At 50.2% G+C, this 13,408-nt stretch carries 7 protein-coding genes; all 7 read right to left on the bottom strand.

Going from position 1 to position 13,408, the window contains the following annotated elements; all coding sequences use genetic code 11:
* Nucleotides 1-200: 200 nt before the first annotated feature.
* Entirely contained in the window at nucleotides 201-2,105 is a 1,905-nt protein-coding gene (locus QZV31_RS02980; protein WP_295357914.1) for a glutamine synthetase, read from the bottom strand.
* Nucleotides 2,106-2,279: 174 nt separating this feature from the next.
* Nucleotides 2,280-3,407 carry a DNA polymerase III subunit delta gene (holA, locus tag QZV31_RS02975; protein WP_295357911.1) on the bottom strand — a complete coding sequence of 376 codons (1,128 nt, stop codon included), beginning with the start codon at nucleotides 3,405-3,407 and terminating at the stop codon, nucleotides 2,280-2,282.
* Nucleotides 3,408-3,762: 355 nt separating this feature from the next.
* Nucleotides 3,763-6,237 carry a DNA internalization-related competence protein ComEC/Rec2 gene (locus tag QZV31_RS02970; protein WP_295357908.1) on the bottom strand — a complete coding sequence of 825 codons (2,475 nt, stop codon included), beginning with the start codon at nucleotides 6,235-6,237 and terminating at the stop codon, nucleotides 3,763-3,765.
* 40 nt (nucleotides 6,238-6,277) lie between these two features.
* Entirely contained in the window at nucleotides 6,278-7,036 is a 759-nt protein-coding gene (locus QZV31_RS02965; protein WP_295357905.1) for an SLBB domain-containing protein, read from the bottom strand.
* A 732-nt stretch (nucleotides 7,037-7,768) separates the two neighbouring features.
* A complete protein-coding gene (gene leuS / locus QZV31_RS02960; protein WP_295357903.1) occupies nucleotides 7,769-10,273 on the bottom strand; it encodes a leucine--tRNA ligase in 2,505 nt (834 codons plus the stop codon).
* Between the two features lie 430 nt (nucleotides 10,274-10,703).
* Nucleotides 10,704-12,803, bottom strand: a complete 2,100-nt coding sequence (locus QZV31_RS02955) for a clostripain-related cysteine peptidase (protein WP_295357900.1) — start codon at nucleotides 12,801-12,803, stop codon at nucleotides 10,704-10,706.
* Between the two features lie 37 nt (nucleotides 12,804-12,840).
* On the bottom strand, nucleotides 12,841-13,338 hold the full coding sequence (locus QZV31_RS02950; protein ID WP_295357898.1) for a hypothetical protein: 498 nt from the start codon (nucleotides 13,336-13,338) through the stop codon (nucleotides 12,841-12,843).
* Between the last annotated feature and the right edge of the window lie 70 nt (nucleotides 13,339-13,408).

Below are 13,408 nucleotides of genomic sequence, written 5' to 3'. Positions count from 1 at the left end.
TATCTATATTTTTCAAATAAAACCTTTTTAAAACAAAATATCCGGTCAATACTTGTTGTATTTTACCACAAGTCTACTTATAAGACAACAAGTCTCTGAAGAAAATTTCACAAAGTTCACAATACAAACAGGTTTTTCAGCCAATTTTTCCGGAAAATGCCGGGCTAAAAACCTGCGGCCGGTTCCCCGCAAGGCTGTCATCAGTCAATAATATTCTGTTTGTAATCGTGATATAACGCGTAAAGACTTTCTTTCAGCTTCTGCATCTCCAGGAATTTGGCAGAGACCGCATCATGATCACCGGCCTCTATCGCTTTTTTGATTTCCGTAAAAATGCAGTCTTCCTTTGCGGAATCTTTAGCCAGTTTATTCCGTACGGCCTGAATCTTTTTCCAGATGGCATTGTCGAAGGCGGTTCCGGTATTGGCGTCATGGAGTTTTTTGGCCGCGATTACATCCGCACGGACTTCGGGGATCAGCCGGTTCAGCAGTTCCGTCTTCCAGCGGATCATGGCGCCTTCCGCGAAGGAACGGAGCACGGTTTCATCAAAGATACCGCCTTCCATGATCACTTTTTTCTTGGCCGGGAATTTTTCCCAGTTCCGGATATTTTCCCACACGGTAGCAGGCGGTTCGCCAAAGAGTTTGCTGCGCTCTTCCGCCGTAAAATCTTCAAACACATCTTCTTCGGTGCGGTATTCCCTGTCTTTTTCCAGATAAAAGCCTTTCTGGCCGGCCTTTTTGGAAATTTCCTTTTCCAGCTGCACCAGCGTTTTTTTGCTCGCCGCACAGGCCTTGATGCCGTCCAGGGCCGCCAGATAGAATGCCGCGATGGCGATATAGGTGTTGGTGTACGGATTCGGGGAACGCATCTCGATACGGGTTGCCAGCGGGTTGTCCAGATCCCGGATCAGACCGGCCAGAATGGTCCGGTTACGGGAAGGAATGTCCGGGGCAAGACCCAGGGACGTCACAATGCAGACCGGCGCTTCAAAGCCCGGTTTCAGCCGGTTGAACGCATCGGTGGTGGCGGAGATGAACGGATTGATGGCTTCATAATTTTTCATGATGCCCATGATGGCGCCGTACCCCACAGCAGACAGGAAATCCTTATACATGTCGGCCGGAGCAAACAGGTTCACGACTTTTCCGTTTTTCAGTTTGGCCGCAATGCCCACATGGGTATGTTCGCCGCTGCCAGCCACGCCGGGAATGGGTTTTGCCTGGAAGGAAATGTCCAGGCCGTTCTGCCGGAAAACTTCCTTGACGATAATGCGGGCCAGAATTTCATTGTCCGCCGTCTGCAGACCCACGTTGTATTTCCAGTCCACTTCCAGCTGTTCATTGATATGAGTCATATGGCCGGAAGAATCAATCTGTCCTTTGACACCGCCGCATTCCTTATGTCCCATCTCCGGCTCCAGCCCGTACAGCTCCAGCATTTCAATGGTCTGTTCCAACGCCGTGCGCACATTGCCCCGGGTCCGCTGCCAGTACATTTCCTGCATGACCTGGGAGGAGGACAATGCTTCAATGGGAGAATTTTCCCGGGGGGATTTTACCCAGAATTCCAATTCGGTGGCCGTCGTGAAAATCAAGTGGGCAATTTCATTGACATCGATATTTTCCAGCCCCGGCATATGCGGATACTTTTTCAGCAGCGCCAGCAGCTCGTCTTCCACATACCGCAGGGATTTCTTCAAAAGGGAACGGGAGTCCACGTACTCCCCGTTATGGGTCAGGAAGCAGGGCATGCGCAGAGTGCCTACCATGCGCCCCTTTTCATCAAAGTGTTCGTAGTTATAATCCACGTACCAGTTTACATCTTTATCTACTTCCATGTCCACACGGGCATCGTTCAGGGTGGCGATACCGGGCAGCACCACGGAAGAACCGTCGGTCTGGGCCGCGCTGCCGGTCAGGAATTTGTCGATATCATGCAGAAAGATATTGACAGGAATTTTTTCGTCCGTATCATTTCCTGCCAGATCCACGCCCATCAGAGAAACAAACTGCACCTCTTTATGATCGGCTAATAACTGCAGTAAGGTTTCTTTTGTCTGCTGCGAAGGTTTAATGACATAAAGCAATTCACTTTTCCCCATAATATTCCGGCACCGGGCCGTTTCCCCTCCTTTTATGCTCTCTGTAAAGAACAGAAATTTTAACATTATTTTTTATTTTAACAAATCCGTTCTTAAATGTCTATAAAAGCTGACTGGAACGAAATGTATACATTTTTGTTATGCGCTAAACTGTTTCAAATATCGCAACTATCGTCAAACGGAGCATTCACGTTTTACAACTTTCTTTGCACAAAGCACGGCAATAATCTCTTCCAGGCGGTCGTACTGCCGGCCGCCCAGACTGATTTCTTCCACCAGCGTGTCCAGCGCCTGGATCCCGTTCCGCAGACGGGCCTCCGTAAATTTTGTTCCTTCCTTCTGCCACATGCTGATCAGGAAAGGCGCCTTGTGGGATTCCGCTGCAATTTGGCTGGCAGAACGTCCCAGCCGTTCCCCTTCTTTTACCATCAGGATACTGCGAAGATGGGTCAGCAGCTTGGCCGCCAGCAAAGGCAAATACGTATTTTTCTTTTGTTCCTCTGCCAGCAGCTGCAACGCCAGCACCGTATTTTTGGCCGTGATGGCATTATTCAGGGCAAACACGCCGATTTCCGGCAACGCGGAAAACAGCATATCCACATCCGCCGCGGTCCAGTTCTTCCGGTCTCCTGCATACACGGCAATCTTTTCCACTTCCGCCGCCAGCAGCTGCAAAGGCGGATTGTCCACGGTTGCCAGGTATTCCTGAATGCGCTGTACCGCGCCCCGGTCCAGATGCCCGCCCCGCTGTTCCGCCTGCCGGGCCAGCCAGGACGGCAGATACCGGGAGTCTACAGGGGAACAGTCCACAAACACCGTTTCCTTCTGCAAAAACTTGGTAAATTTCTGCCGCCCGTCCATCTTTTCTGCCTGCAGGATCACCGTACAAAAATCCGGCACATCGCCCAGCAAATTCTGAAACTGCTCCTGCTTTGAAAGGCTCGTTTCCTTTGTCTTTTCTTTCGCTTTCCCTTTCCCGCCGGTTTTGGGTTTTTTCCCTTCCGCTTCCGCCTTGAGGTTTAGCAGTTCTTTATCCGTAATGAAAATGACCGTCCTGCCGCTGAAAAAGGGATAGGTATTGATCAGCGTATCCAGCTTTTTCATGTCCGTTTTTTCTTCGAATACAGAAATATCGCGGCTGTCGGTCGGCGTATCCGTAAAGATAGCATCCAGCAGGGTGCGGCGGACCAAATCCCGGTAATAGGGTTCTTCCCCCACGATGCAAACTACGGTGGGGATGTTTCCGTTTTCAATTTGTTTGATAAATACATCCGGGGCCAGGCCGGAGGATTTTGGTTTCATGGCAATAATCTCCAATGAATAATACCGTATGGCAAAGACATCGCAAACCCGTCAACATTTGCTATTCCGTGGATTCATGCGCCTGCGGCTTCGGAACTCGAAATCGCGTTAAGGGGCAACCCGCCTCCCACTTCCTCACTGCGCACGCTCACTCTGTTCGCGTTGCTCGGTATCGTCAGACTGGGCCCCTTCCGGGTTGTCCCTCAACGCTCAATGAGTGACGCACTCGTTTCAGGCGTTTTGCTTATCTCTTCGCTATACCGTATTATTTTGCACACATAAAATACGATACTGATTTGGTTGGGCAATAGCCAGACATACAAACTTAATTTATTATATCATGAACCCTGCTGAATTAAAATTGGTTTTCCTGATAGCGGTAGCTGTACCAGCGCAGCTTGTCTGTGCCAAAAACGATCTTGATCGCGCCCAGCTGATCTGTCCGCAGGGGAATGATATGCCGGGCGGCCAGACGTTCCAGTGTGTCCTGTGCCGGATGACCGTACCGGTTGTGTTTTCCGCAGGAGATTACGCCGAAGCGGGGCTGGATGTGTGAAAGAAAATGGGGGGACGAAGAAGTTTCCGAACCATGATGGCTGACTTTCAGTACGTCCGCCTGACGCAGCAATGGCATGGCGTTTTCTTCCGTTTCCATATCCGCATCGCCGGTAAACACAAGGGAATGTCCCTGACAAAACAGCTGCAGGACTAACGAAGAAGCATTGGTGTCCGAAACTCCGGAAGCGGAAGATGTTTTTGCAGATGCAGAAGCGACTACGATTTTGCAGTCTCCCACATTCCACTGTTCTCCTTTTTGCAGTCTGTACACGTTTGCCTTATGTTCCACAACCCTCAGCAGCGCCTGCACGTCCGTGGATGTTTCCGCACCGGCGCCCAGAAACACATTTTTTACAGGCAGCCGGTCCGCTACACCGGCGGCGCCCCCGGCATGGTCGTGGTCGCCATGGCTCAGGCAAAGCACATCGATCTGTTTTACGCCCAGGTAACGAAGATACGGCAGCAGCACCATGCGGGAAATATCTGCCTCCCCCTGCAGACCGCCCGTATCGATTAAAATATTCTTGCCCGCCGGTGTTCGGATCAGAGCGGCATCGCCTTGCCCCACATCGATAAAGTGAACCGTTAAATCCTGAGGCAAAAGATAACGTACAAGATTGATCAGAATGAAGATGCAAACCATCGTTCCAAGGCAGAATTTTCTCTGCCGGGAGGACAAACGACTGAGCGGACCCAAATCAAATAAGGAAGCTATAAACCCTATGTAGCAGAAATACTGCACCTTGCGCCACCCGGCAACATCCAAGGTTGCAAAAGGTAAATCAGCCAGCAGTTTTCCCGCCGCAACCGCACCCTGCAGCATGCGTTCCCCGGCAGCAAAGGGTACGCTGCCGATAACAGAAAAGATACCGTTGCCCGACTGTATGTCGCCGGCAAAAGGAAAAAGAAGACCGCAAAGCATGCCTCCGACAGAGGCCAAAAATAAAAAACAGAGTCCTGTCAGAAATAACAGCACGGCCAGTTCCAGCGCCGGAAGCAAAAGCAGATTGCTGGCCAGCCCGATCAGGGAGACCCGGTGAAAGTAATACACGGAAAACGGAAAAGAAAATATCTGTGCCGTCAGCGTCACGCCCAGCACCGTCCGCAGCCAGTCCGGTAATTTCTGCGGAATGTATGCGGTCACTTTCGGTCCCGCCAGCAGCAATCCCGCCGTAGTCACAAAGGAAAGCTGAAAGCTGATGTCAAACAGCCAGAAAGGATTTGCCAGCAGCAAAGCCCAGGCGGTCAACAATAGCAAACGGGCACTGTCCGCTTTCAGCTTCCGGCTACGGCCCCAGAGCAGCACACAGGCCATGGCCACGGAGCGAAGCACCGCCGGCTGCAGACCGCAGAGCAACGCATACAGGACTAAAAACAGCTGCACAAAAATGTTTCCTTTTTTCCCGGCCGGACGCAGCAACGCCTGCAGTATCAGCGCCAGTACCGCCACATGGGTACCGGATACAGCCAACAAATGCGCTATGCCGTTGTCCCGGAATACGTCCGCCTCTTCCGGCGCCACGCCCTGATACCCGCCCAGCACCATGCCCGGCAGGATGGCCCCCGTGCCGGTGTGCAGCTGCGCCAGCGCGTTTTCCCTCACCTTCTGCGCAAGAGCCGTAAAGCGGAACCGCAGCGGGAGCGGTTCTCCCGATTCCTGTAACTGAGCGGGCGAAACTGTTATGTTTCCGTAAATTCCTTTTATTTTATTAAAATGATAGCCGTCGTATGTTCCCGGGTTTCGCAGAAAAACCGGTTCCTTCAATACGCCCCCTATCCGGATTTTTCCGGACAGCAGCTTCCGCACGGTCAGGTCAGCATTTTTGGAATCGGTTTTCACAAAAATCCTCACCTTACCGTGCAGCGGCCACTCTGCCGCAAACACGGCGCTGATTCCCTGTTCCTTTCTGCGTATGCTGTCCGGTTCTACGGCGCCCTGGAGAATCAGCTGTTTCCCCGTCAATCCCTGCCAGTTTTTCTGCATTTTTATCTTTCCGTCCGCGGCCATGAACCCGCCTATAAATATGACAAGAGAAAACAACACGCAGGCCAGACGGTGTATGTTGTCCCTGTCCAGTAACGCCGCTTTGCCGCCCCGCCGGATTTGCACCAGGCAGTACAGCACGCATGCCGCGAAAACCGTAGAGAGTGACAACTGAAAAAGATGTGACCGCTCGTAAAACCCGAGCAAATCGCCTGCGCAATAACAAAAGAACAGAAGGCACAACCACTTGATAAACAAATCTACATTTCCCTCTTTCTTAAAATCCATAAACTAAAGCATCTTAAAAAATGCACTAAAAGACAGATACTTACAGCGCCAGACAGCGTTTCATCCTGGCGAATTTTGCCGGGCCGATGCCTGGTACCTGCATAATATCTTCTATACGGTGAAACCCATGCTTATTTCTGAAAGCAATGATCCGACGGGCCGTAGCATTCCCCACCCCGGGTAGTTGTATCAGGTCAGTTTCCGTCGCGGAATTCAGGTGCACAAGAACCGCATTGGCAGCGTTACTTTCGGTTTTCTCTTCACGTCTGTTTCCGTCAGGTTGCATTTCGGGCCAGCCTGTTGCCGCAGATTGGCTGCCATCCGCAGTTTCCCATTTTTCTTGCGCCCTCTTTTGAGAATGATTTTGCGCAGCATCATCATAGTGCGTGTTCCCCGTTATTTCTCCGGAAATACCAGTTTCCTTTGCTGATTTTCGTTCCTGCATTTTCTGTTTCAGCCTCGCCTTTGACAATCTCGGCACTTTGATATGTCCGCCGTCTTTGCATAACTGGGCCAGGTTTACCCTGTCCATGTCTGCTTCGTCCGTCACGCCGCCTGCCAGTTCGATGACCTGCTGCGCCCGGCTGCCTTTTGTCACTTCGTAAAGTCCCGGCTTGGCCACTGCGCCGCTGACACACACTGTGATTTTTATTTCCTGCACTTGTTCCGCCACCGGTTGCTCCACAATCTTCTGCACCTGCCGGTCTGCTTCGTCGTTGCCGCTCCACCAGGAAGCCGCGCTGCATAAGGCGACGCTGGCACAAAGAAGGCCCAGCTTCTGGATTGTTCGTTTTTCCATTGTAATTTGTCCTTTCCTAAGAAATGTTTCGTTTTCTATGGTCAGGGAAAGAATCAGCAAAACCGTACACGATTACTATTCCATGGATTCATTCGCCTGTGGCTTCGAAACTCGAAGTTGCGTTGAAGGGCAACCCGCCTCCCACTTCCTCACTGCGCACGCTCACTCTGTTCGCGTTGCTCGGTGTCGTCAAACTGGGACCCTTCCGGGTTGCCCTGTCAACGCTCAACGAAATAGCGTAATCATTTCCGATGTTTTGCTTATTTCTTTTCCGAAACTACTTACTACATTTCCTAAAACAAAAAGACGAACAGATTTCTTCCAAGCATACCATTTCCGATATACAAAAAAGAAATCTATTCGTCTTAATTTATTTGCGATAATTCTATTCCAAAACACTACGTGCCTCTTTTTCCCTTTACCCATCCTGCTCACAATGAAAATGTCCGTCGGCTCCGCGCAACTGTTTGCGCAGGGACCGGATAACCCTTTCCAGTCATCAGCAAAATCGGTAAAGAACAAAAGTGTGCAGGCCTGCAACAAAAGAAACCGCAAAAATGTTTCAAACAGTTTCTAATCAGTTGCTTCAAAACCTGCGAAAATTTGCAGGGAGACGCTGCACGACCAGCATCTCCCTTATTCAATTTTAATTTACGGAAGAGACACTGACGCAGTCAGTCACAAAAAGCACCGGTCAGCGCACAAACTCATTTAATCAGCGTCTCTTTAAAACTATTTTACTACAATATTTACCAGTCTTCCGGGAACCGCTATTACTTTGCGTACGGTTCCGTCACCGATCAGGGATTTGATCCGTTCATCGGCCAGGGCAACTTTTTCCAGTTCTTCTTTGGACGCTTCGGACGGAACCACCAGACGGCCCCGCACTTTGCCGTTGATCTGCAGAACGATTTCCACATTGTCAACTTTCAGCGCCGATTCATCGTAAGCCGGCCAGGACTGATCGTGAACGCTGCTGTTCTCATCGATTACACTGTGCCAAAGCTCTTCCGCCACATGGGGAACAAAGGGGGCCAGCAACAGCAACAGGTCTTTCACGGTTTCATGGACCAGACCGCAGGTATAGACTCCTGCATCCTTGTATGCATACATAGCATTTACCAGTTCCATGAGGGAGCTGATAGCCGTGTTGAAGTTGAAACGTTGTTCAATATCTTCCGTAACTTTTTTAATAGTAGCATTTAAAGCACGCCGCAATTCTTTATCCGGCTCCGTTAACAGGGCTTCTTCATAATGGGCGCCATTATTACCTTTGTAATACTGCCCTAATGCTACTGATTCTCTGTAATGCCAGATGATACGCCATACGCGGTTAATGAAACGGAAGCTGCCTTCCACGCCCTGGTCGCTCCACTCCAGCTCGCGTTCCGGAGGAGCGGCGAACAGAATGAAGAGGCGGGCCGTGTCGGCGCCGTATTTTTCCAGGATTTCTTCCGGGGAAACCACGTTGCCCAGGGATTTGCTCATCTTGGCTCCGTCTTTGATTACCATGCCCTGGGTCAGCAGGTTGGTAAAGGGTTCATCGTAGTCCACCATGCCGGCGTCCCGCAGCACTTTCAGGAAGAAGCGGGAATACAGCAGATGGAGGATGGCGTGTTCGATACCGCCGATGTACTGGTCAACCGGGCCCCAGTAGGCATTGGCTTCCTTGGCAAAGGGAGCCTTGTCGTTCTTCGGGTCGGTGTAACGCAGGAAGTACCAGGAAGAACACAGGAAGGTGTCCATGGTGTCCGTCTCACGGGTAGCGTCCGCGCCGCATTTCGGGCACTTGCAATGCAGGAAGCTCTCGCTGGTAGCCAGCGGGGACTTGGCGCCTGCATCAAATTTTACGTCTTCCGGCAGCAGCACCGGCAGATCTTCTTCCGGTACCAGCACTTCGCCGCAGTTGGGGCAGTAAATAATGGGAATGGGAGCGCCCCAGTAACGCTGACGGGAAATCAGCCAGTCGCGGAGACGGTAGTTAACGCGGCGTTTGCCTGCGCCGATGCGCTCGATCTCATCGCTGACGGCGGACATGGCTTCGATGTTGGTCATGCCGTCGAACTTGCCGCTGTTTACCATGATGCCGTCTTCTTCATAGGCATCCGTCATATCTTCCAGCTTCAGTTCTTTGTCCTTGGGCTGGATAACCAGAATCTTGGGAATATTATATTTGGTAGCAAACTGCCAGTCACGGGAATCGTGGGTGGGCACGCCCATAACCGCGCCGGTACCGTAATCAAACAGTACGTAGTTGGTGATCCAGATCTGTACCTTGTGCCCTGTCAGGGGATGCACGCAGTCAAAGCCCGTGTACATGCCCAGCTTTTCACTGGTGCTGGAGGTACGCTCGATATCGCTGGTGTTGCGTACTTTATCGCAGAACTCACGCAGCTCTGCCTCACGGGGATTGCCCTGCAGCATTTTTTCCACAATGGGATGCTCCGGCGGAACGACCACAAAGGTAACGCCCTGGATCGTGTCCGGACGGGTGGTGTAAACCGGCAGCTTTTCGTTCAGCGCCGGCACGTCAAAGCTGAATTCCAGACCTTCGCTGCGGCCGATCCAGTTTTCCTGCATCACCTTCACGCGTTCCGGCCAGCCGGGAATCTTTTCCAGATCCTTCAGCAGCTCGTCCGCGTAATCGGTAATCTTGAAGAACCACTGGCTCAGCTGTTTCTTGTGTACTTCATGCTTGCAGCGCCAGCATTTTCCGTCTTCAACTTGCTCGTTGGCCAGCACCGTGTTGCAGTGGTCGCACCAGTTTACGGAAGAATTCTTCTTCACCGCCAGGCCGCGTTTGTAGAACAGTTCGAAGAACCATTCCGTCCATTTGTAATAATCAGGCTTACAGGTAATGGCTTCCCGGTTCCAGTCATAGGAAAGACCCAGCTGTTTTAACTGGCGGGTCATGTTTTCAATATTCTCCAGCGTCCATTTCTTGGGAGGGATCCCATGCTCGATAGCCGCATTTTCCGCTGGCATGCCAAAGGAGTCAAAGCCCATGGGATGCAACACATTAAAGCCCCGCATGGTGCGGAAACGGGCAACCACGTCGCCAATGGAATAGTTGCGCACGTGGCCCATATGCAGATTGCCGGAGGGATACGGGAACATCTCCAATACATAGGATTTGGGTTTGGCCGTATCAATCTCGCGTTTAAAGGTGTCGTGCTCTTCCCAGTACTGCTGCCATTTCTTTTCTATGGCATGGGGAGCATATTTTTCTTCCATCATATTTATAACCTCCCGGGTTTAAGTAACTAATATAATATATTTTTGGACTCGTTGCTTTGCACATCATATTCTGAGGAATACTCCTGAACATTGCTGTAACTATTAAATTATACAACTCTACAATGTATTCGTCAATTTTAATAAGAAAATATTATTTCTATAAAATAAGAAAAGCAATGGCGGTAAAGACTTCGCAAAACCATTCCCGTTTGCTATTTTATGGACTCATTCGCCTGCGTCTTCGAAACTCGGGGCTTCGCCCCTCAGACAGTCTCGACGTGGTCGGCTCATTTCGTCTCATAAAATCGCGCAAACGCTCACTATGTTTTGCTGCAGTTCTTTCCCGCCATTACTTATTTCGTTTCTCTTTGTTCCAACCGGAAACAGGGCTTACTTTCTTTTACTTTCTTTTACTTTCTTTTACTTTCTTTTACTTTCTTCTCATTTCCAGTTTTTGTGTATAGTAATTGCTGATTTTCATATCCGCATTCATTTCCTTGATCCAGAATGTGGCCAGATACAGTTCTTTACCTACCGCTTTCTTCTTCAGTGTCAGGCTGTCGCCCACGGTAAGCTCTTTGCCTTTTACCCATTTGTGTGTGGGCTGCCCGGCATATTTTGCCTCATCGCCCGGTTTGGTCCACAGGTTCGCCCAGTAACGGAACTGCAGTTTGTCGCCTTTCTTAACTTGCATAATGTCTTTGGACGAAACCCTGCTTCCTTGCGGACCGTTTACCCGCAGGGCGCCGACAATTTTGCCGTCCTTATTTTTCGCATCTTTGCGGATCAGCACCCGTACCTTAATACCGTTCAGATACGCCGGAGAATCATAGGTAACGACTCCGGTCTTTTCGTTTCTGTCTTTTTCACGGACATAGATAAACTCATCCTGGAAACTCATCAGCTTCCCGTCGAATTTGGCATTGTATTTGCCGCCCTCGCTCTCTACATCCTTGTCCACCAGCAAGCGCACAAAGTAATCGCTGCCGGGCTCCAGCTCACGCCACAGCACAAACTTTGCTTCAATGGCCTGCGCCTCATCTTCAGCGGGCAGAACTACCTCTACGCCGCCCTTGGCTGCTTTTGTGCCGGCCCGTTTTTTATGTTGGCCGGCAGCAGGATTGTCCGGTATCAGGCACTGGCAGAAACGGGTCAGGAACGAAGTGTGTCCGGCAATGGCGCTTACGTTTTTGTACAGGCTGGCGTAAACAGGCCACGTACCCTGCGCCTCATTGAACGAAGCATTGTATGGGAAGTAGGTTGTCAGGCCGGTCGCATGGGAAACGCTGCTGGAATTCTTTGTATAAACCACTGCGTCTGCAACCGCTTTCCGCAATGTTTCGGCCTGGTTTGGAAACGCCTTGTGCAATTTTTCGGCATAATCGCCCAGATCCACCAGGTCAAAGTTCCCGTCATCCCCCAGGTCGCCGAAACTTTTTGTTTTGGCACGGCCTTTTTCAAAGGTAATCGCTTTCTTGTGACTGGAAAAGATACCGTTCGCTTCCTTCCCCATGTCATTCAGGGCAGCGGCAACCGGACCAATCTTACGCAAATCGGTAACAGAAAGCGTACCGTCAAAATCACCGAAGAACCAGCTGCTGTTATCTTCACAGAAGGCAACAAAACGATCCACTGTCTCCTTCAGGGAAATCAAAGCGTCCTTATCCGTGTTTTCGCTTAACGTCCTCAGCCAGCGCCAGTCCCAGCCAAATCCGGGCTCCACTTCCTCGGATGCCACCATATACTTAGCAAAGTCCTGCAATTGCTGCGCCGTCTCCACCGTTGCCATCAGGCAGGCATCAAAGCCGATAAACTCAGCTTTTTTCTGCGCCAGGGCAGAATTCGCCAAAGCCGCTTTCAGTTCCGGAACAAACAGACTGTTCTTTTCCGGCTTGGCCATGCCGTCCACACCATAGCCCCAGACCGGGCCGCCGCCGTGATCCCAGAATACCAGCGCATATTTATCCGACGGATAAATCGTGGTTGCATAGTTTACAAACGTGGTCAGGGTTCGGGGATCGCTCAGCAACTGACGCCCGAACGTCGCCTGACGTATCAGGTTTTCCCCTTCCAGCGTATAAATGTTAGTGGTATTTCGCTCAATATCTTTAATATTCCACTTTTTCGTTCCGCCGGTCAGAATCACAACGTTCAGCTTATCGCCTTTGAATTTGGACGCGGCCATCTCAATAATATCGTTGGACGCGGCCGCCGTTTCTTCTTCCAGATCCGTACCGCACATATAAACCATCAGCGTAAACGGTTTTTTCGCTACAGGCTGAGCGCCGCGGAAATTGCGCGGATTCTGATTGTTCAGCGTAACGACTTTGCCTTCCCTGACCTTAATTTTCACTTCTTCCAGCTCTTTCATCCCCTTATTGCTGAAGGAAGCAGAGCTGCCCGAATTCGAAGAGGCCGGTTCCTTTTCATCGTCATCATCAAAGCAACCCGTCACGGACAGTGACAGTACGAACATCATAACCACACATAACAACTTAAAAAACTTATTCATTTTAAATGACTTTTCCATTTACTGCCTCTTTTCATGATTACACAATTAAAAAGCGTTAATCGTCGTCGTCGTCATCGTCATCATCGTCGTCGTCATCGTCGTCATCGTCATCATCGTCGTCGTCATCGTCGTCATCGTCGTCATCATCGTCGTCATCATCGTCGTCGTCATCATCGAAGATACTGGAGAAGAAACCTTTGCCGTCATCGTCTTCCGAATCATCTTCGTCAAACTCCGACTCCTGATTTTCCCGATCGGATTCCTTTGTATCAAATTCTATTTTCTCATCGTCATCATCGTCGAAAAGACTGGAGAAAAATCCTTTGCCGTCATCATCCTCCGAATCATCTTCGTCAAACTTCGACTCCTGATTCTCCCGGTCCGATTCTTTCGTATCAAATTCTATTTTTTCATCATCGTCATCATCAAAGATACTGGAAAAGAAACCCTTGTCATCGTCAGAGTCATCTTCTTTATGCTTTCTTTTTTTCTTCTGTTTCTTTTCTTTTTTATCCTCATCCTCATCGCTGAACAAATCATCAAAGAAACCCATGTTAACAAGTCACCTCCATGTATTTTCAAACTCCATACCCACGATGCCGCTTATCTTCATGTCTTTCTCC

The sequence above is a fragment of the uncultured Succiniclasticum sp. genome, assembly GCF_902793885.1.
In the GTDB taxonomy this organism is placed as follows: domain Bacteria; phylum Bacillota; class Negativicutes; order Acidaminococcales; family Acidaminococcaceae; genus Succiniclasticum.
The sequence above is the reverse complement of the archived record's forward strand: the minus strand, read 5'-3'. Positions and strand labels throughout refer to the sequence as shown.

Excerpts from the sequence above, each read along its gene's own strand:
- QZV31_RS02950 (WP_295357898.1), bottom strand. The coding sequence starts at position 13,338 with ATGGGTTTCTTTGATGATTTGTTCAGCGATGAGGATGAGGATAAAAAA.
- QZV31_RS02955 (WP_295357900.1), bottom strand. The coding sequence starts at position 12,803 with ATGGAAAAGTCATTTAAAATGAATAAGTTTTTTAAGTTGTTATGTGTG.
- QZV31_RS02970 (WP_295357908.1), bottom strand. The coding sequence starts at position 6,237 with ATGGATTTTAAGAAAGAGGGAAATGTAGATTTGTTTATCAAGTGGTTG.
- QZV31_RS02980 (WP_295357914.1), bottom strand. The coding sequence starts at position 2,105 with ATGGGGAAAAGTGAATTGCTTTATGTCATTAAACCTTCGCAGCAGACA.
- QZV31_RS02965 (WP_295357905.1), bottom strand. The coding sequence starts at position 7,036 with ATGGAAAAACGAACAATCCAGAAGCTGGGCCTTCTTTGTGCCAGCGTC.
- leuS (WP_295357903.1), bottom strand. The coding sequence starts at position 10,273 with ATGATGGAAGAAAAATATGCTCCCCATGCCATAGAAAAGAAATGGCAG.
- holA (WP_295357911.1), bottom strand. The coding sequence starts at position 3,407 with ATGAAACCAAAATCCTCCGGCCTGGCCCCGGATGTATTTATCAAACAA.